Source organism: Olivibacter sp. SDN3, assembly GCF_014334135.1.
Taxonomy (GTDB): Bacteria; Bacteroidota; Bacteroidia; order Sphingobacteriales; family Sphingobacteriaceae; genus Olivibacter.
Window position 1 is genome coordinate 3,577,840 of sequence record NZ_CP060497.1, and the last position, 23,683, is coordinate 3,601,522.

The 23,683-nt window shown below is 41.6% G+C and carries 25 protein-coding genes; 15 read left to right on the forward strand and 10 right to left on the reverse strand.

What is annotated here, in order from left to right; translation table 11 throughout:
• Nucleotides 1-35 precede the first annotated feature (35 nt).
• From H8S90_RS14835 to H8S90_RS14845, 3 genes are all read left to right on the forward strand, one after another.
• Nucleotides 36-632 (forward strand): Crp/Fnr family transcriptional regulator, encoded by a 597-nt coding sequence (locus H8S90_RS14835; RefSeq protein WP_187338643.1) that lies wholly within the window; start codon nt 36-38, stop codon nt 630-632.
• Nucleotides 633-702: 70 nt separating this feature from the next.
• Nucleotides 703-1,572, forward strand: coding sequence for a pirin family protein (locus H8S90_RS14840; RefSeq protein ID WP_187338644.1), 870 nt, complete (start codon nt 703-705; stop codon nt 1,570-1,572).
• Between the two features lie 28 nt (nt 1,573-1,600).
• Nucleotides 1,601-1,918, forward strand: a complete 318-nt coding sequence (locus H8S90_RS14845; RefSeq protein WP_187338645.1) for a GNAT family N-acetyltransferase — start codon at nt 1,601-1,603, stop codon at nt 1,916-1,918.
• Between the two features lie 259 nt (nt 1,919-2,177).
• On the opposite strand, the gene H8S90_RS14850 is transcribed toward H8S90_RS14845, so the two are convergent.
• Nucleotides 2,178-2,777: a DUF6624 domain-containing protein gene (locus tag H8S90_RS14850; RefSeq protein WP_187338646.1), complete on the reverse strand. Its 600-nt coding sequence runs from the start codon at nt 2,775-2,777 to the stop codon at nt 2,178-2,180.
• 229 nt (nt 2,778-3,006) lie between these two features.
• Between H8S90_RS14850 and H8S90_RS14855 the strand changes: the two genes are divergently transcribed.
• Entirely contained in the window at nt 3,007-3,363 is a 357-nt protein-coding gene (locus H8S90_RS14855; RefSeq protein ID WP_187338647.1) for a VOC family protein, read from the forward strand.
• Nucleotides 3,364-3,478: 115 nt separating this feature from the next.
• Entirely contained in the window at nt 3,479-3,997 is a 519-nt protein-coding gene (locus H8S90_RS14860; protein ID WP_187338648.1) for a GNAT family N-acetyltransferase, read from the forward strand.
• 62 nt (nt 3,998-4,059) lie between these two features.
• On the opposite strand, the gene H8S90_RS14865 is transcribed toward H8S90_RS14860, so the two are convergent.
• The 4 genes from H8S90_RS14865 to H8S90_RS14880 form a co-directional block, all read right to left on the reverse strand.
• Nucleotides 4,060-4,410 (reverse strand): DUF2200 domain-containing protein, encoded by a 351-nt coding sequence (locus H8S90_RS14865; protein WP_187338649.1) that lies wholly within the window; start codon nt 4,408-4,410, stop codon nt 4,060-4,062.
• A gap of 105 nt (nt 4,411-4,515) precedes the next feature.
• Nucleotides 4,516-5,406, reverse strand: a complete 891-nt coding sequence (locus H8S90_RS14870) for an alpha/beta fold hydrolase (RefSeq protein ID WP_187338650.1) — start codon at nt 5,404-5,406, stop codon at nt 4,516-4,518.
• 126 nt (nt 5,407-5,532) lie between these two features.
• Nucleotides 5,533-6,096 (reverse strand): Crp/Fnr family transcriptional regulator, encoded by a 564-nt coding sequence (locus H8S90_RS14875; RefSeq protein ID WP_187338651.1) that lies wholly within the window; start codon nt 6,094-6,096, stop codon nt 5,533-5,535.
• Between the two features lie 161 nt (nt 6,097-6,257).
• A complete protein-coding gene (locus tag H8S90_RS14880; protein ID WP_187338652.1) occupies nt 6,258-6,626 on the reverse strand; it encodes an iron chaperone in 369 nt (122 codons plus the stop codon).
• Between the two features lie 582 nt (nt 6,627-7,208).
• On the opposite strand from H8S90_RS14880, the gene H8S90_RS14885 reads away from it, so the two are divergent.
• Nucleotides 7,209-8,366, forward strand: coding sequence for a glycoside hydrolase family 130 protein (locus H8S90_RS14885; RefSeq protein WP_187338653.1), 1,158 nt, complete (start codon nt 7,209-7,211; stop codon nt 8,364-8,366).
• A gap of 29 nt (nt 8,367-8,395) precedes the next feature.
• Nucleotides 8,396-9,283 (forward strand): ROK family protein, encoded by an 888-nt coding sequence (locus H8S90_RS14890; RefSeq protein ID WP_187338654.1) that lies wholly within the window; start codon nt 8,396-8,398, stop codon nt 9,281-9,283.
• A 17-nt stretch (nt 9,284-9,300) separates the two neighbouring features.
• Here H8S90_RS14890 and H8S90_RS14895 read toward each other — a convergent pair whose 3' ends face one another.
• Nucleotides 9,301-9,786, reverse strand: coding sequence for a DUF1648 domain-containing protein (locus H8S90_RS14895; protein ID WP_187338655.1), 486 nt, complete (start codon nt 9,784-9,786; stop codon nt 9,301-9,303).
• Nucleotides 9,787-10,062: 276 nt separating this feature from the next.
• Between H8S90_RS14895 and H8S90_RS14900 the strand changes: the two genes are divergently transcribed.
• Nucleotides 10,063-12,438 carry an ABC transporter permease gene (locus tag H8S90_RS14900; RefSeq protein ID WP_187338656.1) on the forward strand — a complete coding sequence of 792 codons (2,376 nt, stop codon included), beginning with the start codon at nt 10,063-10,065 and terminating at the stop codon, nt 12,436-12,438.
• Between the two features lie 423 nt (nt 12,439-12,861).
• Nucleotides 12,862-14,226: a sulfatase gene (locus tag H8S90_RS14905; protein ID WP_222852103.1), complete on the forward strand. Its 1,365-nt coding sequence runs from the start codon at nt 12,862-12,864 to the stop codon at nt 14,224-14,226.
• A 146-nt stretch (nt 14,227-14,372) separates the two neighbouring features.
• On the opposite strand, the gene H8S90_RS14910 is transcribed toward H8S90_RS14905, so the two are convergent.
• A complete protein-coding gene (locus tag H8S90_RS14910) occupies nt 14,373-15,110 on the reverse strand; it encodes an SDR family oxidoreductase (protein WP_187338657.1) in 738 nt (245 codons plus the stop codon).
• Nucleotides 15,111-15,178: 68 nt separating this feature from the next.
• The gene (locus H8S90_RS14915; protein WP_187338658.1) at nt 15,179-16,060 is read right to left on the reverse strand and encodes an AraC family transcriptional regulator; all 882 of its coding nucleotides are present in this window, start codon (nt 16,058-16,060) and stop codon (nt 15,179-15,181) included.
• Nucleotides 16,061-16,481: 421 nt separating this feature from the next.
• On the opposite strand from H8S90_RS14915, the gene H8S90_RS14920 reads away from it, so the two are divergent.
• From H8S90_RS14920 to H8S90_RS14935, 4 genes are all read left to right on the forward strand, one after another.
• Nucleotides 16,482-17,336, forward strand: coding sequence for an NEW3 domain-containing protein (locus H8S90_RS14920; RefSeq protein WP_187338659.1), 855 nt, complete (start codon nt 16,482-16,484; stop codon nt 17,334-17,336).
• 100 nt (nt 17,337-17,436) lie between these two features.
• Nucleotides 17,437-18,471 (forward strand): ABC transporter ATP-binding protein, encoded by a 1,035-nt coding sequence (locus H8S90_RS14925; protein ID WP_187338660.1) that lies wholly within the window; start codon nt 17,437-17,439, stop codon nt 18,469-18,471.
• Nucleotides 18,452-19,426 (forward strand): ABC transporter permease, encoded by a 975-nt coding sequence (locus tag H8S90_RS14930; protein ID WP_187338661.1) that lies wholly within the window; start codon nt 18,452-18,454, stop codon nt 19,424-19,426. The genes H8S90_RS14925 and H8S90_RS14930 overlap by 20 nt, the downstream gene beginning before the upstream one ends.
• A 379-nt stretch (nt 19,427-19,805) precedes the next feature.
• On the forward strand, nt 19,806-20,597 hold the full coding sequence (locus H8S90_RS14935) for a carbon-nitrogen hydrolase family protein (protein WP_187338662.1): 792 nt from the start codon (nt 19,806-19,808) through the stop codon (nt 20,595-20,597).
• A gap of 89 nt (nt 20,598-20,686) precedes the next feature.
• Here H8S90_RS14935 and H8S90_RS14940 read toward each other — a convergent pair whose 3' ends face one another.
• Complete coding sequence (locus H8S90_RS14940; protein ID WP_187338663.1) at nt 20,687-21,433, reverse strand: LamG domain-containing protein; 747 nt, start codon at nt 21,431-21,433, stop codon at nt 20,687-20,689.
• 367 nt (nt 21,434-21,800) lie between these two features.
• Here H8S90_RS14940 and H8S90_RS14945 point away from each other — a divergent pair, with 367 nt between their 5' ends.
• The gene (locus H8S90_RS14945; protein WP_187338664.1) at nt 21,801-22,367 is read left to right on the forward strand and encodes a Crp/Fnr family transcriptional regulator; all 567 of its coding nucleotides are present in this window, start codon (nt 21,801-21,803) and stop codon (nt 22,365-22,367) included.
• 168 nt (nt 22,368-22,535) lie between these two features.
• Entirely contained in the window at nt 22,536-23,117 is a 582-nt protein-coding gene (locus H8S90_RS14950) for a hypothetical protein (RefSeq protein ID WP_187338665.1), read from the forward strand.
• Nucleotides 23,118-23,122: 5 nt separating this feature from the next.
• On the opposite strand, the gene H8S90_RS14955 is transcribed toward H8S90_RS14950, so the two are convergent.
• Entirely contained in the window at nt 23,123-23,596 is a 474-nt protein-coding gene (locus H8S90_RS14955) for a pyridoxamine 5'-phosphate oxidase family protein (RefSeq protein WP_187338666.1), read from the reverse strand.
• Nucleotides 23,597-23,683 lie beyond the last annotated feature (87 nt).

Here is a 23,683-nt window from a genome sequence, read left to right on the forward strand (position 1 = left end):
CTACATTTCAAAACCGATTATTTTTTATCTTTGATATGCAAGCATTTCAAGAATATCTTCAAAAGCACACGCCTATTACAGTGGAGCAGTTTCATTTATTAAAGCATGAGCTTAAGGAAAAAAAATATAACAAGGGAGAAACGCTATTGATAGAAGGAGGGAAGACGGATGTTATTTATTTTGTATGCAGCGGCTTATTGCGTGCATATACGCTAGACAAACAAGGGAAAGAGCATATCATACAATTTGCGCCCGAAAATTGGTGGATGGGCGATCGGAACAGCACTTACTTCAACCAGCCCGCGGAATATAGCATAGATGCCATTGAAGATTCGGAAGTGGTTGTAATCAGCAAAAAGTTCATGGAAATGGCTCATAAAGTCTGCCTGGATTTCGGAAAATATAACATTCGGTTATTGCACAACAGTATCAGACATATGCAACGTAGGATAAACCTCCTGTTGGCTGCAACTGCCGAAGAACGTTACCTTGATTTCATCAATCTGTACCCCCAACTTACCCTTCGAATATCACAGATCATGATAGCTTCCTATCTGGGCATTACCCCAGAGTCACTCAGTAGGGTGAGGAAAGAACTGGCCAGAAAACATTCAAACACCGATAAGCGCTAAACACTTCTTACCATACATCAATTTTTTCCAGTATAAGCTGTATTACTTTTGTATAAAAGAAAGGAAAAAAATGAAAAAGGTCATAGAAAATATAATACGCAAGCCTGCGCAAGCAGGAATGGTTGGTGATGGGTTCCGGGTATTTAACTACATTCCCAGGGCAGGCATCAGCCAACGTCGGATAAGCCCCTTTTTAATGCTCGACTTTAACGCGGCTTTTGATTTTGGTCCATCAGATCACCTTCGCGGAGTAGATGTACACCCACATAAAGGATTTGAAACAGTCACCATCGCTTATAAAGGCAGTGTGGCTCATTATGATAGCGCCGGAAATAGCGGTGTGATCAATCCCGGCGATGTACAATGGATGACGGCGGGAAACGGCATATTACACAAAGAGTTCCATGAGGAGAATTTTTCCAAGACCGGAGGTCCGTTTGAAATGGTACAGCTATGGATAAACCTTCCCAAAAAAGATAAATCAGTTGCTCCCCACTATCAGGGTCTCACCGCAGATCGGATGGGCAAATTACCACTCGATAATGATGGAGGGATAGTGAATATCATTGCCGGGGAAGCACAAGGTGTTAAAGGGCCGGCAGAAACCTATACGCCCGTCAATCTCTTTGATATGCGGTTAAACAAAAACGGTGTTTTTACCACACAGATCAGTGCTGAACACCATACGGCGTTATTGGTCATCAACGGCAATATAACGGTAAATGAACAGGCGGTAGCCGAACATAGTTTTGTGCTATTTAAAAATGAGGGTGAGGAGATAACCGTTCACGCACAAGAAGAAAGCGTCGTGTTATTGTTAAGCGGCGAGCCCATTGACGAACCCGTTGTGAGTTATGGCCCCTTTGTGATGAATACCGAAGCTGAAATACGCGAAGCGATTATGGATTTTAACATGGGCAAATTCGGTTATTTAGAATAATCCACGTTTGCTAAATAAAATATGAGTTATGAATATGGCATTTGAAAATATTCCTTTGAATAAAAATGATGAAAACCATCGTTTCGAGCTACAGGTAGATGGGCATACTGCTTTCATCGATTACGGAGAACGTAACGGTAAAGCCTGGTTAATCCATACCGAATCTCCACCGGAACTTGCCGGTAGGGGTGTGGCAACTGCACTTATAGCGAAAACACTTACGTGGCTAAAAGATAACAGTTACACTTTGATCCCGCTCTGTCCACTGGTGGTTGCCTTTATCAAAAGGCATCCTGATTGGTTAACGATAGTGGATGAGGCTTATCGAAAGCCCTTTGAACATTAATATTTATTTACTTTGTTCTATCAAAGCTCTCATTTAGTTTGAGAGCTTTTTTATTTACCTGGTATTGGCAGTTGTGATTTCCACCAAAAAATAATCGCAAATTATTTACATCACGAACATTCTGTATATACAGAATGTTTACAAATTTGCCATAAGGATCACACAGTGTGCAATGTAACTTATAAGTTGCGCCAGTCGCAGATGTCAGTAGGAGGTAATTTCGATATACACCGATTAGAACAGGTTGGATATCGGCGTATTACTCAACAGGGTTCATTTTTCTATGAGCTTCCGTCGCAAATGCTAAATAGTCTTCCAACGGTTCAAGCCCAATTGATTTTCTTCTTTTGTTCACCTGTTTGGGTCTTATTATCGGTTCTGGTACCGCCGTCCTGCTTTCGTCATAGGTCACTTGCGTGCCATAGACTTGAGGTTTTCCTAGGTTGATATTGACCCTATCCGTAAGTGAAGCAAAATTTGATGCAGTCGCTTTTTTTCGTTTGACCTCTTTTTTCATTTCCTTCAATACATCCTGTTGAAAACTTATATCATGGTCGCTGTGTTGTACACAAAGCCAGAAATTTTTTTCACTTTCCTTTCCTACCTTGTCATAATTGGGGTAACCGTATTCCTGAAAGATTTGCTTCGCAAATGCTGTGTTTCTTATGTAGGTTTCCCTTACAATAGCTCTTAGCGAATCGCGATCTTCAATTTTACCATAACGAACATCCTGCCCTGTTTTTTTATCAATAAGCGCCATACTGTCTAGCTGCTTTTTTAATAACGGAAGTTGAATAGATTCCTGTCCACTGATGATGTCGGTCCAAAAAAATAATAATATCCCAAGTAAGATTTTCATAATTAAGTTTTTAATGTAAAGCCATTGTGGGAAAATGGGCAAATCCAAATATAAACAATCACACTTAAACGATCAAGTCTCTGTATGGGCTACCGTTCTGTTTATTCTTTCCTGAACAAAATCGCCATTCCTTGTTCAATATAAATTATTGAAGTTACTTTTTGCATAAGAAGATTGAAAAAATAATTTTAGATTTACCTAATAATTAGCTAATAATAACTCAAAAAATATGCTGACAGACATCAACCCCAAAATACCTATGCGCAATAATGCCGTAACAAGGGATTTTTACATTAATAAGTTAGATTTTAAGGAATTTGGAAATGCTGACTATGACGGCTACCTGATGGTGCACAAAGACAGCATACAGATTCATTTCTTTGAGTTTAAAGAGCTTGATCCAAAAGAGAATTACGGACAAGTATATATTCGGACTGATGATATCGATGGATTATATCAATCGATGTTGGAAAATAAAATAGGCATACATCCAGCAGGAAGCTTACAAACAAAGCCCTGGGGGCAAAAAGAATTTTCAGTGCTCGACCCAGACAATAACCTGCTAACTTTTGGGCAAAGTATATAAAAAACGCAATAACGGAATTGGCATCCCGATAGCTAATAACAGGTTCCGTAGCTCGATGTGAACAGACTAACTATGAAAGCAAGTAGTTGTAAGTTTCTGGAAATCAATAGTATTTATGTTTTATCAAAGTGACACTATTATAATACGTGAATTTAAAATAGAAGAGATATCGTTGTTCTCCGAACTCTTCGATAGTCTAAATGTCACCCGCTATTTACCGTACAAGACGCCTGAAGAGTATAGGGAAATGTTCCATACAGCCCTGAAAGATTATAAAAAAGGACTTTTCAGTCGGTGGGGAGTATTCAATACCGTGAATAACGACTTTATAGGCATGTGTCTCGCTCGGCATTTCGCGGATATTCCCAGCCAGTTAGAAATCGGATATACACTTAGTGAGCGATATTGGGGGAAGGGTATTGCAACAGAAGTGTGCAGCGCACTGGTCCATTATTGCTTCTCTCATACCGATAGAAAAGAAGTAGTAGCGGTAACAGCACTTGATAATATTGGTTCGCAGAAAGTGCTGGCAAAAACCGGATTCAAGCAGAAGGATAATTTAATTAGAGATAATGACGAATTGGCGTATTTTGTGATCCAACGGAACACTTTTCTTGCAGCTCTGGAACAGTAAAAATAAGCAGGCAAGTTTTAACAGTATAATCTTCCGTTTCTAGGGAGTTGCACGGACTCTCCTTACTTTCTTAAAATCTTTTCCATTGTCCTTCCTTTCGCCAATTCATCAACCATTTTATCCAAATAACGAATTTTTTGCATGAGTTTGTCTTCGATTTCTTCCACACGATACCCACAGATCACACCTGTAATTTTCGAGACATTGGGATTGATTTGAGGAGCCTGAGCAAAAAAGGTTTCGAAGTCAGTTTTGTCGTCGATATGCTGTTGCAAGGTTTGTTCATTATACCCCGTCAGCCAAAATATAATTTCATCTACCTCTGCTTTCGTCCGTCCCTTTTTTTCCGCTTTTTGGATATAATACGGATAAACGCTGGCAAAAGACATTCTGTAAACTCTTGTATTATCCATTTTTTATAAATTATTTATCAAGGTTTTAACTCAAATATACGCAACAACCTTGTGGATTCAATGGCAGTGCCTTTAATTTAAGATCACTTTCGTTGCTACCAAACCTTATGCTATAATATTCACCAATTTGTTGAACACATCATTTGCTTCGGGCATGTTCAGAAAAATCCACGCGTGGTACATTTGCTTGTATTCGTAATAAGTAATCGGAACAGATTTTTCCTTTGCCATTGCCACGAATTTTCGCGCATCTGGTAACAGGACTTCGTGAGTTCCCATAAATAAGTGGATCGGGGCCAGGCCATCGAGAGGGCCGTATATGGGGCTTATCATATAATCGTCAGTTTTTGTGCCGGCAGTATAAGCTGAAATTGCCGTTTTCATCCCTTTTACGTCAATATAGGGATCGTATTGATCAATTTCCTGAATTTCGGGATGCTGTATGGTGGCATCCAATAATGGAGATAATAAAATAATGTGGGATGGTTGCTGAAGTCGTTGTTTCTGGGCATGTTGTGCGAGCGATAGCGCGATTCCTCCGCCTGCCGAAAATCCCATTAATATAACATTTTCTCCCCCTGCAGAACTGACTAAATCTGCGTATACGGGCACAACCATATCAAACACATCCTGATAGTTGTTTGTAGGAGTCAAAGGATAATCGGGCACCACAATGCCGATATCTGTATGCTGCACAATCTTGTTGAGGAAGACCCAATCGTATTTGGTGATATTATAGACAAAACCGCCGCCATGTACAAAAAATAGATAACGTTGGGGGCTGGTATCTTTTTTTTTGAGTTTCCATACCTTTCTTCCTGTAGATGATGTACGATAGATAACATCACATTGCTTTTTTACTTTAGTTGGTATACCGGCTGCTTTATGTGCCTTAGTGAAATCTCCATTCTTGAATTGTTTCTGAATCTTTGTTTTTATACCGGCCAGCCGGATGATTAAACGATAGATTTTGCTTTTGAAACTTGGTTTTTCCATCTTGTAATAATTTGTGTTCTGAACAGGCTGATTGTCTTTCACCCCACCATTTCATATCGTTCGGTAGGGTCAAAGGTAGATGTAAAAACAAGACGATTTTTTAGCAAATGCTAAATATGGTAATCCTCATATCTGGGCGCGCATACGGCTAAGCGTCACGGGAGACATGCCTAAGTACGAGGCTATAGCTCCCAGCGATGCCCGTTGCAAGATAAACGGATGGCGTGAAAGTAATTTGCGATAGCGTTCCAATGCGCTATCGAACTGGAGTGACAAGGTTCTTTCCTCTAGCGCGAGATAGTACTTTTCCATCAGAAAGCGGTACAGTTTCAACAGTATCGGGTTTTCCTTGCAAAGGTTTAAAAATTCCTCGTAGTTAATCTTTAGTAGGACCGAATCTTCCAATATTTCCACACTTTCATTACTGCTTGTTTGTGTAAACAGCGCGTAAGTGGATGTTATGATATCATTTTCCCGAGCAAATAGGGTGGTGATTTGCTTGTCATCAATGACGGAAAAAATTCGTGCAAATCCTTTTTGAATAATATAAAAATGGTTGCAACGCTGGCCTTTTCTTATCAACGTGGAGCCTTGGGCAACATTTAGGGTGACTACCAGCTTTTCGAGATGATCAACGGCCTCGCGGGGCAAACTCGCTATATCGAATATGTTTTCTAATGCGGGAATCAAATTATTTAAAGATGTACTTACACTTGACGATGTCCACGGCTCATCTTACTGCTGTCCTCTTCAACAAAGATATTGAATTTACAGGAAAAAGCGGTCGAACCACCCCAATGAAAGTAATTGCTCATCGAGTTGCCTAATTTTGTCAGAAATGGTGATGGTTTTTATTTTACTTGGTCACTTTCTTTCTTTCTAAATGCCACAATTCTTTTTATCAAGTCTAATGGTAATTCATCCCTACTTGGAAGCTGAATAGCAGATTTAGTAACTTTCAACTTTTTCAGTTCGGGCTCAAATTCTTTTAGCAAGGCTTCGCTCCACGGACTTGAAAGTGAGATGTGTTTTGTATAAGCCGAATAATAAATTAGATAGCCCTTTTTATATTTGAAAGCCGGAATCTGGTAGCTAATTACCTCTTCTGCTTCGGGAACAACCTCTCTGATTACCTTACGGATTTTCTGCATTCTTTCCTGCACTTCCATAGGGAAAGCATTGTGATACTCGTCAATAGTTTTGAAATCTGTTTTAGCCATTGTTATGAAGTCTAAAGTTATAGGAATATTAAATTGAAATACAGCCAAAAATCCGCTTTCCATCCTAAAGGTACGTATATCTCCCAAAAGTAGTGCTATCTGACTGATTATAATACGAATTGGCCCCTTTCTTTCAACGCTCTATTTTAGTATATTTTGGTGATAAGTCTGTTACTTAGTTTTTGTTTTATCTTTTCACTGGCAGTGAAGACGTGTTCGTGGCGACTGGAATAGCATCATGGTACATTCGCATCCCTATACCCATAAAGGCGATACTTTCAAAACAACTTCAGTTTCTCTATAAGATACTCGATGGAAAGTGGCGGAATTTTTTTGAGTTTGCCAGTCGTGTTTAATGAATAATGGCAAGATGTATTAAGTAAAGTGGAAACTTTGCAGTAAAAAAAAATATTTTAGCTTAAATAGCAATTATTTTGATAGTTTTAATATTTAGCGCGTATTACCTATATCCAGTGCCACAGCACGAGATTGACTTATCCAGTGGAATGAATAGTCAGCATGCAGGATATTAATAATAACAGTTAGTGAAAATTATAAAACCATTTAAAATATTTTTAGCATATGAATAGGCGTTTTTTGCGAAAGGTACTCGTGATAGTAGGACTTATCACCGGAATAGTTCCGGTGCAGGCCCAGCAGGAAGTGAATAAACTTCCAGATTGGGCTTTTGGTGGCTTCGTTCGGCCTGACGGTGTAAACCCCGTGATTTCCCCAAGGGAAAACACCCTATTTCAAGATCCGATGAGCGGAAAGAAAGTGGCATGGGAGTCCAATGATACGTTTAACCCCGCCGCCGCAGTGAAAGACGGTGAGATAGTTGTGCTGTACCGGGCAGAAGATAAGTCTGGAGTGAAGATCGGACATCGCACATCGCGCATAGGCTATGCTGCGAGTAAAGACGGTATATCTTTTACACGTAAAGAAACACCGGTTTTCTATCCGGCAGATGATGCACAGAAAAGTTTTGAATGGCCCGGAGGAACGGAAGACCCCCGTGTGGCAGTAACTGAAGAAGGCCTGTACGTATTATTTTACACCCAATGGAATAGGGATATCGCCCGCTTGGGAGTGGCTACTTCGAGGGATCTGGTTAGCTGGGAAAAGCATGGGCAGATCTTTCGTAAAGCAGAAAACGCTGATTTGATAGTGGATAAATTCCATAAATCTGCCTCCATAGTTACAGCGGTAAAAGACGGCAAGCAGGTTATTGCAAAGGTTAACGGCAAATACTGGATTTATTGGGGTGAAGACGGTGTATTTGGTGCTACTTCTGATAATCTAATAGATTGGGAGCCCGTTATAGACGAAAATAACAAGTTAAAAGCATTTATATCGCCAAGAGAAGGTTATTTTGATAGTGATTTAACGGAATGCGGGCCACCGGCCGTTTTGACCGAGCACGGCATTTTACTTTTATATAATGGTAAAAACAATCCCAACAAAGGAGATAGTCGTTTCAATAAAGGCACTTATAGCGCCGGGCAGGTTTTGTTTGATGTAAATGATCCAACGAGGGTTATTGGTCGGTTGGATGTGCCGTTCTTGAGGCCGATGGAACCCTTTGAAAAGAGCGGGCAATATGTTGATGGTACCGTGTTCATCGAAGGATTGGTGTATTTCCAGGAAAAATGGTTCCTGTATTATGGCTGTGCCGATTCTAAAGTAGGTGTTGCAATTTATGACCCGGCCTATCCGGCCCAAGCTGACCCACTGCCTTAATAAATTTGAGAAAACATAGCTATATCAATATGAAAAATATCGAAGAAACTGTTCTTGGCGCCGACGTTGGAGGCTCTCATATAACTGCCGCTATCGTCGACACGGTAGGACGATCTGTGGTGCCGCACAGTTTAGTTCGCAGAAGAATTGATGCACACGCTTCAGCTTCTGTAATTATGGACGCTTGGGTGGCTGCATTGAACGCGGCAGAGGAGGCCTGGGGCAGCAAATGCACCTATCTGGCGGTGTCAATGCCCGGGCCCTTCGATTACGAACGAGGTATATCATTAATTAAGGGCATGAACAAATATGAGGCACTTTATGGCATAGATATCAGACAGGTATTTGCCGAACGGATGAAACTCCCGGTTAACTGTGTCCGGTTTGTGAATGATGCAGAGGCTTTTTTACGTGGTGAAGTGCTTGCGGGCCCCGGCAGTGATGTTAACAGGGTTTTTGGTGTGACACTCGGAACAGGGCTGGGATCGGCCTTGTTCGAAGAGGGCAGGGTAAAGGATCTGAACCTCGGTTCCTCTCCTTTTTTGGGAGGAATAGCGGAAGACTACATTTCAACCCGTGGTATATTGGCATTCTACCGTTCATTAGGGGGAGGGGAGATACAGGATGTTAAAACTTTGGTGGAACGCGTGGATGAGGATTCCAAAGCCCAAAAAGCCATCAACCAGCTTGCGCTTTGGTTGGCCGATTTTCTTTTGATACACCTACCGGTGCTAAGACCAGATCTGGTGATCATCGGTGGGAATATCAGTAAAGCTTATCATCTCTTTTTACCTAAAGTATCACGCATACTGCATGAACGAAATATTTCTACTCCGATAAAAGTAGCGGAGGTTGGGGAGCAGGCGGCTATTTTAGGCGCAGCTTCATTTGTCAATTATATAAAAAACGCTCTCTAAGCAATAATCTCATAAAGTTATTTTTTAGATAGGTAGTAAAATGTTGGCATTAACAAAATATAAGGAAGTGCTGCTATTATTAAATTATAATTAGCATGTTGGGTTAGCTGTGTGCTGTATATACTTATAGTCAGATAGCATGCAACAACCAATATTTTTAAAAAACGGAATGTATTGACTGCTTTTCTATATTCTTTTTCAGCATTTTCGTAGGTAATCTTTTCCAAATAGTTAAAATATTGCGGCACACTAGAGAACGCGGTTATTATTAAATAAAGTATAGTCGCCCACACTGGTAGGTTTAACAACTTACTTTTCTCACCATAGTTGTCAACCCCTCCGATAGCGTTGTAATGGGTGGGTATGGAGTCTGGCAACGTATAGTAAGTGGCTAAAATCACCAGCCAGTAAGATAATAGAAAAAGCAAACCAAAAATTTCAAACAATTTATCTTTCTTCCTAAATGCTAACTTGACATTTGGCCTTTTTGAAAGTCGGTTCATTCAGTTGAATTATATTCTTTTGTATGAAAATCTGTTGAACAAATCTATAAAATAATTTTATATTAAGCCTCTTCCAAGGAATAGGGCATTTTTCCTCCTTCAACCCATTGTTCCGGAAACCTGTACCGTTCTTTTTACCGCTATTTGGTGTCCGTTTCCAAACACTCGCTGTTCGTATTCGAACACTTGCGAACAATGAAAAATGCGTAATTAGTTTATGCAGGCCAAACATTCGCAATGGCATTGTTCTTGAAACCGAACAAAAAACGCTAAATTATGTTAAGGAACTATTTCAAGATTGCCTTGCGAAATCTGTGGAAGAATAAGGTCTTCAGCCTGATCAATATTGTCGGCTTGTCGTTAGGAATGGCCAGTATCCTGACGTTGACATTGCTTGTGAACCAATACATAACACGAGACGCGTTTCATCGGCATAAAGAACGGATGTACTATCTAAAGACCTTTACGTCCGACGGGAATAGCTATCAACAGACCACATTCCCCTTATTGTATGAGATTGAAAATAACTGTCCGGAAATAGAAGCGATTACGCACTGGCAGAATTGGGATTGGTTTCCCATAAAGGCTGGTGAAAACGAGGTGTTGGAAAGTACGATCTTTGTTGATCCGGATTTTCTCAAGGTCTTTTCATTTGATTTGAAAGAAGGAAATCCTGATCACGCGATGCAGGATAACAACTCCGTTGTTATTTCTCAAAAAGTGAAACGTCAGTTGTTTGCTGATGAGCCAGCTTTAGGGAAAACAGTGTTGTTGTCAGACAGTATTCCCGTTACGGTGACGGGTGTAGTAGACATTCCATCGAATTCTTCACTCCGTGCTGAAGTGTTCCTGCCCGTACAATTTTTACGTGGTCACAATGAAGGATTCGAATATGCTGCAAACTGGTACAACAGCTTTGCTGAAAATTACTTATTGCTTCGTGAAGGAGCAGATCCGAAGCAATTAGATAAGAAAATAGCTGGAATAGTTAAACAGCATTACTCACCGGAAAATCGAAATCAAGTGGTAAAAACTGTACCCTTTACGCAATTGAAGAGCGAAGGAGGGGCTACCATTCGTAAAATCATTATCGGTGCAGTAGCCGCATCCGTTTTTATTCTGTTGATTGTGGTTGTTAACCTGATCAATCTGAACATGGCTACGCTATTTACTCGTGCCAAAGAGGTTGCTGTACGTCGCATTGTTGGATCGACAAAAAAGAACATTATCATGCAGTTCTGCATAGAAAACGGGTTGATCATGATCATTTCTCTTGGTTTAGGCTTTGTCGTTTTCAAACTGGCATTGCTTTCCATGCTCAACGAGTTAGTCGGAGAACGTTTAGGGGAAGTGAGCTCAATAGGGCAGAGCTATACTGTGATCTTTCTGTTGGCAGCGGTGGCCCTAGGTGTCGTATTTCTTGCCGCCGGTATACCCAGTCTCTATTTAACTTCTATCAAGATAAGGGAAGCCATTAAAGGCGAAATTGTAAAGGGTATGGGGAGAAAACGGGGTATGCGAAACGTTTTCATCGCTACGCAATTTGTGTTGGGTATTACCTTTTTATGCATGGCCTTGATCCTCAGTAGGCAAATCCGTTATATGAAAAGTGTAGCCCCTGGCTTTAATACGGAGGAGGTGATGGTAGCCAATCTCACTATGAGTTTTAAAGATCCTGAGCAAGCCGAGGGTCAATTTAATGTTATCCTGCATTCGCTTCAGCAGAACCCCTATGTGAAAAGCATTTCTACTTCAGGAGTGATTCCTTCCGGCTACGACGAAAATTTTAATGGCTATGTAGAGGAAGAAACTGCTAAAGAAGCGCATCTGCGGCACGCTTGGGTTGGAGCGGGCTTTGCCGAAACTTTTGAAATCCCTATGGTAGCTGGTCGAAATTTCGATGATCGCCTGGAGGCAACCGAAGCGGATAAAGTGCTTCTCAACGAAACAGCGGTGAAAGCCTTTGGTTGGTCGGATCCAATAGGCAAGCTTATCAAGCAAAAGGGTGGAGGCGGTAATGCAACCGTTATCGGCGTGATGAAAGACTTTCATTACAATAGTCTGGATCGTCCCATCGAACCTTTGGTGCATTGGTATGGGGGTAAGCTGGGCGCAAATAATTATCTGAGCATTCGCATCGACCCTCGGCAGCGGAACAAAGTGATGTCTGATCTAGAAGGTATGTTTCGTAAAATACCTTCCAGAAAAGCATTTAGCTACGAGTCGATGAGCGAACGGGTAGAAAAGCAATATGTCCTGATCGATGGTATCTTAAAGGTAACCAATTACGTAACCTTTCTGATCCTGCTGATCGCATGTATGGGCCTGTTAGGGCTGAGCATGCTCTTTGCGCGTCACCGTACAAAAGAGATCGGCATCCGCAAAGTGCTGGGATCTTCGGTAGTGGGCATCCTGTCTCTACTTTCCAAAGACTTTATCAAACTGGTTCTGATAGCCATCTTCATTGCTACCCCGATCGCGTGGTATGTGATGAATACATGGCTCGAAGACTTTGCCTATCGCATCGATATCCAATGGTGGATGTTTGCCGTAGCCGGGTTCCTAGCTGTCGCCGTTGCTTTACTTACAATAGGTTTCCAATCTGTGCGAGCCGCCCGGACGAATCCAGTCAAGAGCTTACGATCAGAATAGCGTTCAATTTACGAAGCCCTAACCACATATTTTGTGGAATATGTATGGTTGGATAGAGCTCCTTTAGGGCGAAATGGAAACGCCTATTGATCAAAGCTTCATGGTGAAGCTGACCATGAGGGCAATGGTAGTCACCATTGCTGTACGGATTCAGCATAACAGAGAATTAAAAGCGCGCCTGCATTTACATCATTTCATCCTGATTATTCATCATTTCACTGGCTGTAATTTCTGTTTATCGATACAAAGTTACATAGAAAATATTCATTTCTTCTCTACGTCAGCTTGTCTTTCTCAGTAATAGGTCGGCCTCTTCCATAGCGGAATCCCGCTTAGTTAAAATATCATCTAAGGTTTGTTTAACCTCATAGTCACGAGAAATGCCATTTAATGTATATTTACAAAAAAAATATGCTGTTTAAAATGAAAAAAAAGTGCATCATCTTCTTAATGTTGTTTGCCTGCTTGGTTTTATATGCCAACGCGCAGCAAACGCCCGAAACAAAAAGACCCAATGTTATTCTCATCTATTCAGATGATCAAGGCTGGGCTGATTTAGGAGCTTATGGAGCGAAAGACCTGTATACGCCAACCTTGGATAGCCTGGCGTACAGTGGTGTACGATTTACTCAGTTTTATGCAGCAGCCCCTGTATGTTCACCCTCTCGTGCTTCGGTATTAACAGGCCGTTTTCCGCAGCGGGCGGGCCTGGCAGATAATGCCTCTTCGGAGATGGGCGGGGACGGCATGCCGGGAAATCAATATACCTTAGGCGAGCTGTTTAAAGATGCGGGCTATGCTACCGGACATATCGGTAAGTGGCATGTTGGATATAGCCCCGAGACAATGCCGAATGCGCAGGGATTCGATTATTCCTTTGGTTTTATGGGGGGATGTATTGATAACTATTCGCATTTTTTCTATTGGAATGGGCCGAATAGGCACGATCTATGGCGTAACGGGGAAGAAATTTATGCGCCCGGAAAATATTTTCCAGATCTGATGGTGGAGGAAGCGTCTGCTTTCATGGAACGTAATAAGGAAAAACCGTTCTTCCTGTATTTTGCTATCAACGTTCCGCACTATCCTTTGCAAGGAGAAGAGAAATGGCTTGATTTCTATAAGAACGAAGGAGTACCATCCCCACGGGATAAATATGCAGCTTTTGTTTCAACTATGGATGAGAAAGTTGGTTTGTTGCTTCAACATTTGAAAACCTTAGGCTTGGATGAAAATACCATCGTCGTTTTTCAGGCCGATCAGGGCTTTTCAGAAGAAGAGCGCAGCTTTGGAGGTGGAGGATCAGCAGGTATCTACCGCGGTTCAAAATTTAGCCTTTTTGAGGGTGGCGTACGGGTTCCGGCCTTTATAAGCTGGCCGGGAAAGATTGACCGGAATCAGGTGCGCGATCAGCTAGCAGCAAATATCGATTGGTTTCCGACTTTGGCAGCATACTGTGATATTCATCTACCAAAAAGAAAAATTGACGGAAAAAGTCTGGTAAAGGTTATCGCGCAGGAAAAAGAGCCATCCCCTCATGACACATTCTATTGGAAAAGTGGTGGCACGAAAGAGCGCCCACAATGGGCAGTGAGACAGGGGGAATGGAAACTCCTGCACAATCCAGGGCAAGCAAAAACGGACGAAATGGATGGTAATGGCTTATTCTTGGTAAATATAGCGAATGATCCAGGTGAAAAAAACAACTTGTCTGAGAAGCACCCCGCAGTGGTAAAAAAATTAAAAGATTTGTATGAAAAATGGGAGGTTGAGGTGGAAATGCAATAAGGCACGAACAACCTCCCTGTTTAAGTACTGTCCAGGGCCTAATGCCGGTTAATTGATATAATAAAAGCGGTTTTCGTTTAGCAATTTAATAATCGGAACCAAAGTTAAGCCGAGTTCGGTCAGCTTATATGCTATTCTTGGTGTTATCACCAAGGACAGTTTGCCGGTTCGGGAAAATATTCTTCACTAAAAAATTTCCCTGTTGGTCCGTCTTGATCAATCAAGGCATATTTAATGATACGTCGCGCCGCTTCTTCAGGGGTGCTTGTTCCCTGATGTCCGGTGAAATCGGTTTGAGTCCATCCAGGACAAACTGCATTCACCTTGAAGGGTGTGTCCCGAAGCTCAAAAGCGAGATTAACCGTGTACATGTTGAGTGCAGATTTAGACGATTGGTACACAACATACCTCTTAGGATAATTGTTATTTGAGATGTCTGCTGCAAGTGAAAGTGATGCCATACTAGTGCTTACATTTACAATCCGGGGTTCGTGAGATTTTTCAAGCAGATCAATAAACGCCTGTGTAACCCTCACGGCACCAAAGACGTTGGTATCATATACCTTTTGATATTCGCCTGCTGTGGTTTCAAGTGCAGACTGCTCAAAATCTCCGGAAATGCCTGCGTTGTTGATCAGCACATCCAGTACTGGTGTTTTTTCACCGATTACATTTCGAGCTCTATCGACCGACTCTTGAATGGTCACATCAAGTTGGAACGCTTCCACATTGCTGATTCCTTCAGACTTAAGCTTCTCCAATGCCGATAAACCGTTTTCCAGATTACGACTGCCTAAATAAACGAAAAACCCCTTTTTAGCGAGTTCTCTGACGACTTCTAAGCCAATTCCCTTGTTGGCCCCTGTAACTAATGCTGACTTCATAAGTACCATATTTGTTTTGACCAAGCAAAATTAATCGATAAGAAAACACACTATTGGGACAAATCGCCTTAATTACGGGACAAATCATGTAGCTCCGCCAGATAACGTGCCACGCTCTTTCCGGTGCTTTTTTTGAAGAGACGGGAAAAATAGCCTGGATCATTAAAGCCCAGTTCGTAGGCCAACTCCTTCACCGACGTTGTGGAGTATTGCAGTTTTCGCTGCGCTTCGAGCATAAGCCGGTTTGTCATCCATTCTTTAGGAGATACGCCGGCAAATTCCTTTACAATACCATAAAGGGTGCTGGAAGTTAATGCCAGCTTTTCCGCAATATGCTGCACGTCATGGTGCTCGGTCAGGTTCGTTTCCACAGCAAGTTTAAAAGCAATATATTTTGACAACTTTGAATTGGAAATAAATTCCTGACTTTCATACTGCTCAAAGTAGGCGGTATTAAATTCAGTCAGCAGTGTATGTAGATGTGCTAAAATGACCTCAGCTTTTTTTTGCTTTTCAGAAGCATGAAGCAGCTGAAACAACGCGGAAAAGAGATTTTTTACCCGTTGCTGAGAAACCGGATCAAACGATATGGAATTGGCATTGAATGGGTTGACAAGAAATGAATATGAACCGGGGAGCAGCGCCAACGTATGCTCATCAAAGGAAAGTGCATATTGACGCATGTTTTTATCGTAGGGTAATTTAGTGAAAATTTGATTGGGAAAACCGAAGGCCAGTTGCCCATCGGAAATAGTGAACTGCTGCAGATCAGCCTTAAAGGTAGCCGAACCTACATCAATATACTGAAAATAATAAAAGGAAAGTCTGTGCGGTTTAAGTAAGATCCGCATAACATCCTCCGGCAACGGAATTGCACAGTTTTCATTCAGCGCAATCAGCAATTTATCATGGTGCCTGATCTTGTCCAGTAATCCTGTAGTTTCTTCCACTGTTTGTCATTTATTCAAAGCAAAGATAATAATAAAGAGCCCGTTTCGCTACAGACAATCGGGTCAAGCTATAAGATTGAGGAAGAGACCGCAGACCATCTAGTGATTAGTTATAAACAAGACCGAGGTTCTGATAAAGATGCGGCCAGTAGTGTTTTGATTTTTAGGCAACTAAATGTTCTATTTTCAAAGGCTGCACAGAGCTTTTGCAAAAAAATATATTTTCTATTGAAAATTATTATTTCGTTTTTTAATTTCGACATGTTTTTTCAAAATGCATCCTTGATTCGTTTAGAACCGGATTTTTCTGAAAAAACAGACTTAACTGCATCGCGTTAAGCCTAACATAAATAACCTAAAGGGTAGTTCATTCATTTGACATTTTGTGAAGCTATTATATAACATTTTAGTTTTTTAGATTATGTTTAGAGGATCAGTATTTACCAAGTTAGAACATTTATTGTTCAGTATTTTTTTAGTATCAGTACTATTCGTACCAAGCCGTTCTAGTGCTCAAGGAGCAGCTAATCAAGGCAATCAAGAATCCAACTTTAAAGCCAGCTTGCTGAACATCGAAGCGGCCAGCAATGAGGTTTTTCGTTATCAGTCCACCCTCCGCAATGCTTCGTCAGAAACAAAAACGTACGAGTTGAAAGCTGACCTTCCTCCAGGATGGTTGATATCGTTTCGTGTTAATGGTAGCCAAGTGCGGTCTGTACAGATGGAAGCGGGAAAACTACAGGACATCCAGATTGAAGTTAATGCATCTCAGTCGGCCGAACCCAAACGGTATCCCATTCCGGTCATAGCCCAATCGGATAACGATACCTTGACATTGAATTTAGAAGCAGTAGTTAAAGGTTCCTATGCCTTAACGCTTACTACGCCAACAGGTCGCTTGAGTGAAGAAGTGGTTTCGGGGAGTAGTGAAGAAATTCTATTAAAGGTAGAGAATAAGGGCACTCTTCCGCTGAACGATATCAGTATCAGTTCGCAATTGCCAAGTAAATGGGAAGCGACATTCGAGCCCTCAACTATTGAACAATTGGAGGCTGGGAAGTCTGTAGATATAAAGACTACGCTGAAAGTTCCCGATAAAACGATAGCTGGAGACTATATGGCTAAGATTACCGCAAAAAATGCGAACAGCCAAGAAGAAATATCCTTCCGTATACTGGTAAAAACATCAATGTTATCCGGTTGGATTGGTATCCTATTTATCCTCGCTGCAGTCGCAATAGTTTACCTTTTGATACGCAAGTACGGCAGACGATAAGATCACTTACCGCTTATTTTTAGTGTCATTTTATTTTCAAACATCGGATTTGTCCGGTAGTGCGTACAAATTCGCGGTGTAACTAAAAGCATTTGTAAACATGAACGATTCAGTGATAGACTTAAGGGGATTGACGAAAGTATATTCCGCTCAGCTCGCGGTCGACCATTTAAATTTGCGCGTTTCTCAAGGGGAGATTTTTGGGCTTCTTGGTCCTAATGGAGCTGGCAAGACAACTACCATACTCATGATGCTCGGACTAACCGAACCGACGTCCGGCTCCGTGCGCGTTTGTGGAATCGATGCGACGAAAAATCCGGTTGAAGTGAAACGGAAAGTTGGTTATTTGCCAGATAATGTTGGTTTTTACGATTACATGAGTGGTTTAGAAAGTTTGATATTTGTCGGTATGCTCAACGGATTGGACGAAGAGGATGCACGAGTTAGCGCCAACCAGCTACTCGTCGATGTCGGGCTTGAACAAGATAAAGATAAAAAGACGGGGGCTTACTCTCGTGGGATGAAACAACGGTTGGGCTTGGCCGAGGTGCTTATCAAATCACCGGAAGTTATTATTCTGGACGAACCTACGCTCGGGATTGACCCTAGTGGTGTGCGTGACTTTTTAAACCTCATAAAAGACTTGAGTAAGCAACATGGTATTACCGTATTGTTGTCTTCTCATCATCTACATCATGTACAGCAGGTCTGTGACCGTGTTGGGATATTTGTTCAGGGAAAGCTCATTGCTGATGGCACGATAGACTCATTATCTAAGAAGCTTTTTGACCAAGACGGATACAAGACTCAAATTCGAACAGCAGAGCGGGTCATACATCCCGAAGAGCTTATCGGCCAACTGAAGCAGGTTGTCAATGTGACAGAAGTGATTATCAAAGATAAACAAATAGAAGTGTCTGCGACCGCTAATGTGACACCGGAACTAGTTCAATTACTAGTGGGCGGAGGTGTAGGTATCGAGGAAGTTCACAAACGTACCTACGGTTTGGATGAGATTTATCAAAAGTATTTTGACGGAGGGGACGTCAGATCGTCCGCAGACTATCCCAAAGAAAAACGAATATTCGGTGGGACGTTTTTAAATATAAAGAAATATGCAAAAATCAGTAAGTAATCGTGAAGTGAGTCCGGTACAGATCTTGATTGGAAAGGAAATCGGTGCACATATCCGTAGCTGGCGATTTCTCATTTTAGTGGTTTTGATTGGACTAACATTTGTTGCGTCAATGTACGTATCGTTTTCAAATCTGCGAAGTGCCGTAGCCAATATGCAGGATCCAGATCAAAAATTTGTGTATTTAAAGCTATTGACGACGACAGATAATTCCATTCCGCCATTTCATGTGTTTTTAAACTTTTTAGCTCCCCTGTTAGGGATAAGTTTAGGGTTCGACGCAATAAATACAGAACAGAATAACGGAACATTGACCCGTCTCTTGGCGCAACCAATCTACAGAGACAACTTGTTGTTGAGTAAGTTTATTAGTTCCTTGCTATTGATTAGCACGCTGTTTTTATCGTTGGTTTTATTGATGATAGGAGGAGGGATGCTCGCCACTGGAGTGCGGATAGAAGTTCAAGAATTAGTAAGGATTTTTGGGTTTTTAGTAATCAGTACATTATATGTCTCGCTTTGGTTGAGCATTTCGATACTGCTTTCAGTTCGCTTCAGGCAAGCGGCAACTTCGGCTCTTGTAGCGATAGGGATTTGGCTGTTCTTTACCGTTTTTTATCCAATCGTGGTCAATCTCGTTATTCGTTCCTTCTTGCCGTCGCCCAGAATGTTAAGTGAAGCGGATATTGTGTATTACAATGAACTGATTAATAGTGTAATGCGGCTGTCGCCTGGCCAACTGTATGCTGATGCCGTAACCACATTGTTGATGCCATCTGTTAGGAGTTTAGGTCCATTGACGATGGAACAGACGTTGGGGGCGATTCCTGCACCACTTCCGTTTAAGGAAAGCCTAATGATTGTTTGGCCTCAAATCAGCGGGCTGATCGCGGCCACTTGCTTGTGTTTTGCGTGGACATATTCGCTGTTTATGCGCAGAGAAATTCGTAGTTAACCTAGTAGTGATTTGATCACCGACGTGTGTACCTGCTGCGCATAGAATAACCTTAAGGCGTAGCAGCTAACATACCAACGCTTACTTTTTCGTGAAGTAACAAACCCACATTGACTTAATCACATTAGGCGCCATTTTATCGGGGTTTATCGGGGATTGATCGGGCGGTATCCAAGGATTTATCGGGGGAAAGCAGATCCCTGCTTAGACAGCGCCAGGTAAAATTGTCATGTTAGGGCGATTTGCTTAGGTGTTGGTTAGGATACGATGCGCTACTCAGGGAGTAGAGGATAATCTATATTCAGTCAAGAGAGAATCTTTCTTTATCATCATGAAACTTTAACTATATTAGTACATCATAAATCATAAAATTCAATTTATGAGAATAGCCTTAGCTTCGCCCTCTTTTCCAAAGTCCATTCATGAGGGCCTTTGTTCATTAGATCATTTGTCGGGAGCTGCTGCAGGCCAGAAAGCTGAAGTTATTTGTTTCCCCGAATCTTTCATCCCGGGTTATCCCGGCATGGGCTATCCAAAAGCAGACCGTACAGATGACGCGTTGAAACTGGCTTTGAAAGAAGCCTGTCGCATCGCTAAAAAATATGGTATCGCTATTATTCTTCCTACGGATTGGTATCTTGGAGACGAGGTATTTAACCTGGCTCATGTGATATCAGGTGAAGGGGATGTTCTCGGTTATCAAACGAAGAATCAGCTTGACCCTACAGAAGATCATCTATGGACCGCTGGCAACAAACGACAAATCTTTGAGTTGAACAAGGTGAAATTTGGGATTACCATATGTCATGAAGGTTTTCGCTATCCCGAATCAGTGAGATGGGCCGCCCAACGTGGTGCGCAGATAGTTTTTCATCCACATTTTGTTGGTAGTAATGAAGAGGGGGTAGTACCTACGGAGTTTGGTGACAAGGAAAATCCATATTACGAAAAAGCGATGATGATGCGCGCGTTGGAGAATACCATCTACTTTGCCAGCGTTAACTATGCGTCTAAATATCCGGGAGCTGCAACCGCTGTCATAGCACCCGATGGTTCGTGCGTAGCCAACCAGAAATATGGGGAAAGTGGAGTGCTAATAGTAGATATAGATGTAAGTAAAGCTACCGGTCTGTTGGCAAAGCGGTTTAAGCCAGATTTATTTTATGGTTGAGGCAATTTCACTCACCGAATGCTTAGTTACAGCCAGTTTTTCTTTCGCTTTTTCGATGAAGATAACATGCCTCGAACATGCACCATAACCTATTGCGCAAGAGCTGCTACTTCATCATCATTCAACCATCGGTCATATACCCGTAAATCGTCCATTTTCCCTTGATAATAAAAGCCATATCCATTACGCTCGCCATATGCAATATCTGTTCGTTCTTCCCGATCGTTAGGGGTCGCGGTAGCATAGGCCTCTGAACCTACAATGATCCCATCCACAAAAATTTCTACTATTTTTTTACTATCTGACCATCGAAATAAGATATGATGCCATTTTTTTGGTTCGAACACCTTTTCTGTTATTATAGCTTTTTCATCATTGTTCGGATCATCCCGATAGAAAAAAAAGGCTCCGTCAATAGTTGCAAAAATATAGTAACTGGCGGGTAGCTCATTGTATTGGTCGCCCTTAAAGAAGAGTGGATGATCGCTGTCATTAAAGGAGTTAAAGTTCACCCAAACAGAAGTTGCGCCTTCCTCTTTCCCTAATCCTATATCAACCCCACTTAACCCTTTGCTAGGGCCACATTTACATCCCAAACTTAAGGCCTTATTTGCTTCTCCAAAACGATCAGCAGAATAAGAGTCGTTAATAATTTCATAATGCTCATTGTTAATCAAATTAGTACTGTTTCCATCGAAAGGAAAATGGTAAACCAAACCTTGTTCTAATTTGATTGAGGGCGTCAATTCGCTTAACTGCCTATCACATCCAGTCAAAGCTGCTGCTGACATCAATAGCGTCGATAAGATAATACGATAAGTAAAAATTTTTTTCATGAATCTCGCTGAATTAATGGATTATATTTTTTATGGAAGAACTCTTTTCAAACAAAGATAAACTCAAGAGGGGCTATTTTCTTTTGGAAGGTTTTTTTGTGACAATAAATGCTTAAATTTCACGTAAAGGAAGATCAATATGTGTAATATAAGTAAAAAACTACCAGACTATTTACCCAAGTGTAAAAGTGAATAAGTAGGCAATTTTTTAACAGTAATTTTTTTCACTTCTATAAGTTATTTTTGATGGTGAATATTTCTGTGCTACGGGAAAGGGAAAAAGCTATTAATTAAAACAACAAAAATGAAAAAAAAGCCAATTGCCAGCGAGCCATATGCGGAGATGTCTTCCCCAGGGTTTGAACAGATGAAAAGCGCTTTCGATCGCATCATCTCACTTGACGAGCAGGAATGGTCAGTCGTCAAATCAGCATTCAAAATGTTGCAAGTCTCTCCAAAGCAGTTGTTGACGAGCATTGGGGAGGTAGAGAAAAAAATTTATTTCGTAGCACAGGGGCTCATGCGGCTTTACTGCATGAACGTAAGGGACGAAGAAACAACGATATTTCTATTCAGGGAAAACCATTTTGCCAGTTGCTATCAAAGCTTCCTCACGCAGTTCCCCAGTGATCAGGCTTTGGAAACTTTAGAAAATTGTACCCTGTTTTATATTACGAAAGAACGTTATGACTGGTTGCACAAGGAAGTTCCAAAAATGAATATCGTCACACGAGTCATTGCCGAGCAGCGATTTATTAATGCTCAGCGCATATTCTCTTCCCATATCATGCATTCACCCGAGCAGCGCTATCTGGAGTTCGAGCGGCAGCACGGTGACCTGTTGCTTAGCGTTCCCCACCATATCATTGCATCATTTCTAGGAGTAACCCCAGTTTCGCTCAGCAGGATCAGAAATCGGGTGAGCAGGAAATAATTTTTTTATCTTTTGTTAACGTTACGTATCCCGATAGGGGGGTACCTTTGCTGCCGTCTAATCAAGATTAGTTTTTATGAAACCATCATGATTTTTCAGACCACATAGTGAAATGAATAATGAAAAATCTGATAGCTTCAGCTCCTTTTAAGAACAAATTATATACAGATGAAAAACAACATATCTTTTTTGTACGGTTGTATCTCCCTCTATATCATGATGCTCATGATGATACCTTTTTACGGATCAGCACAAGAGCGCGTACGGCCGCGCTTTGAGATCGAGACGGATCCATTGGCTTTTCTGTTACAAGGCTATTCTGCGCACGCAGCGGTCACCTATTCGGGATTCAGGAGCAGTATAGGCGTTTATGGTATCAAGTCGCCTGATTTCCTGAAAAGCAATGATGCTTTCTACGTGTACACCTCTGGTTTCGACTTCAAGACAGATTACCTGTTCGGCAGCGTCAAGGGGTTCTATGCCGGTGTGCAGTTCACGTATAGCAAGGACCGAATCGGGCTCAGGGATGCAGCGTATCGGGAAGACCTTTGGGGATTAAACATTGGCCTGAGGGGAGGGTACCGCTTCATGTTCGGAAAACCTGAAAACCAGTACAGAGGGTTTTACATTACACCTTGGGTGGCACTCCTATACAATCCATCGGCGAACACCGTCTGGCATGGTAGCGAAGAATACGAACAAGCCTCCTGGGTACCTTTTCCAACATTGCATTTGGGTTGGCGATTTTAACATCGTCAATCTTCTTTAACCATTTGACTTACCCCATACGTTTTCAGCGCGCTCTCGATCTGGTCATTTTCGGTGGTTGTGTCTGGGAAAAACACATAGCTGGGTGCCTGGATCGGTTCAACACCTGTAACGCTTATTTCAACGACTGCGCTTATGGGAAACCTATCGGTAAACCGTTCCTTGAGTAGCTGAGATTTTTCAAGGAAGGAAGGATCTTTCTTCTTTAGGATTTTAGCGGTACCTTTTATTTTATAACCTTTTTGAATAAAAACATCGACAAAGCTTACGCAAACTTTGGGATTCTCTTTTAGGTTTGCTAAAGTTCCGGGCGAAGCAATATGCGCAATCAGCAAAGTGGTATCTCCGCTATAAGCAAATATTTCCTTTGGCGATACATTTGGCTGTCCGTCCTTATCTACCGTAGCTAGCCAGCAAAGAACGCTTTTTTCTATGTAGGTTTTTATATCGTTAGTTAGCATTTTTATCGTGTTGTTTTTTAGCTGCCAGACTCCAAATACTTATCCTCCCAGATACGCCACCCCCCCAAGTAATAGGGCATCTATCCT

Excerpts from the sequence above, each read along its gene's own strand:
- H8S90_RS14870 (WP_187338650.1), bottom strand. The coding sequence starts at position 5,406 with ATGGAAAAACCAAGTTTCAAAAGCAAAATCTATCGTTTAATCATCCGG.
- H8S90_RS14935 (WP_187338662.1), top strand. The coding sequence starts at position 19,806 with ATGAGAATAGCCTTAGCTTCGCCCTCTTTTCCAAAGTCCATTCATGAG.
- H8S90_RS14865 (WP_187338649.1), bottom strand. The coding sequence starts at position 4,410 with ATGGATAATACAAGAGTTTACAGAATGTCTTTTGCCAGCGTTTATCCG.
- H8S90_RS14845 (WP_187338645.1), top strand. The coding sequence starts at position 1,601 with ATGAATATGGCATTTGAAAATATTCCTTTGAATAAAAATGATGAAAAC.
- H8S90_RS14860 (WP_187338648.1), top strand. The coding sequence starts at position 3,479 with ATGTTTTATCAAAGTGACACTATTATAATACGTGAATTTAAAATAGAA.
- H8S90_RS14940 (WP_187338663.1), bottom strand. The coding sequence starts at position 21,433 with ATGAAAAAAATTTTTACTTATCGTATTATCTTATCGACGCTATTGATG.
- H8S90_RS14850 (WP_187338646.1), bottom strand. The coding sequence starts at position 2,777 with ATGAAAATCTTACTTGGGATATTATTATTTTTTTGGACCGACATCATC.
- H8S90_RS14880 (WP_187338652.1), bottom strand. The coding sequence starts at position 6,626 with ATGGCTAAAACAGATTTCAAAACTATTGACGAGTATCACAATGCTTTC.
- H8S90_RS14890 (WP_187338654.1), top strand. The coding sequence starts at position 8,396 with ATGAAAAATATCGAAGAAACTGTTCTTGGCGCCGACGTTGGAGGCTCT.
- H8S90_RS14920 (WP_187338659.1), top strand. The coding sequence starts at position 16,482 with ATGTTTAGAGGATCAGTATTTACCAAGTTAGAACATTTATTGTTCAGT.
- H8S90_RS14840 (WP_187338644.1), top strand. The coding sequence starts at position 703 with ATGAAAAAGGTCATAGAAAATATAATACGCAAGCCTGCGCAAGCAGGA.
- H8S90_RS14945 (WP_187338664.1), top strand. The coding sequence starts at position 21,801 with ATGAAAAGCGCTTTCGATCGCATCATCTCACTTGACGAGCAGGAATGG.
- H8S90_RS14925 (WP_187338660.1), top strand. The coding sequence starts at position 17,437 with ATGAACGATTCAGTGATAGACTTAAGGGGATTGACGAAAGTATATTCC.
- H8S90_RS14930 (WP_187338661.1), top strand. The coding sequence starts at position 18,452 with ATGCAAAAATCAGTAAGTAATCGTGAAGTGAGTCCGGTACAGATCTTG.
- H8S90_RS14955 (WP_187338666.1), bottom strand. The coding sequence starts at position 23,596 with ATGCTAACTAACGATATAAAAACCTACATAGAAAAAAGCGTTCTTTGC.
- H8S90_RS14905 (WP_222852103.1), top strand. The coding sequence starts at position 12,862 with ATGAAAAAAAAGTGCATCATCTTCTTAATGTTGTTTGCCTGCTTGGTT.
- H8S90_RS14885 (WP_187338653.1), top strand. The coding sequence starts at position 7,209 with ATGAATAGGCGTTTTTTGCGAAAGGTACTCGTGATAGTAGGACTTATC.
- H8S90_RS14900 (WP_187338656.1), top strand. The coding sequence starts at position 10,063 with ATGTTAAGGAACTATTTCAAGATTGCCTTGCGAAATCTGTGGAAGAAT.
- H8S90_RS14910 (WP_187338657.1), bottom strand. The coding sequence starts at position 15,110 with ATGAAGTCAGCATTAGTTACAGGGGCCAACAAGGGAATTGGCTTAGAA.
- H8S90_RS14855 (WP_187338647.1), top strand. The coding sequence starts at position 3,007 with ATGCTGACAGACATCAACCCCAAAATACCTATGCGCAATAATGCCGTA.
- H8S90_RS14895 (WP_187338655.1), bottom strand. The coding sequence starts at position 9,786 with ATGAACCGACTTTCAAAAAGGCCAAATGTCAAGTTAGCATTTAGGAAG.
- H8S90_RS14835 (WP_187338643.1), top strand. The coding sequence starts at position 36 with ATGCAAGCATTTCAAGAATATCTTCAAAAGCACACGCCTATTACAGTG.
- H8S90_RS14950 (WP_187338665.1), top strand. The coding sequence starts at position 22,536 with ATGAAAAACAACATATCTTTTTTGTACGGTTGTATCTCCCTCTATATC.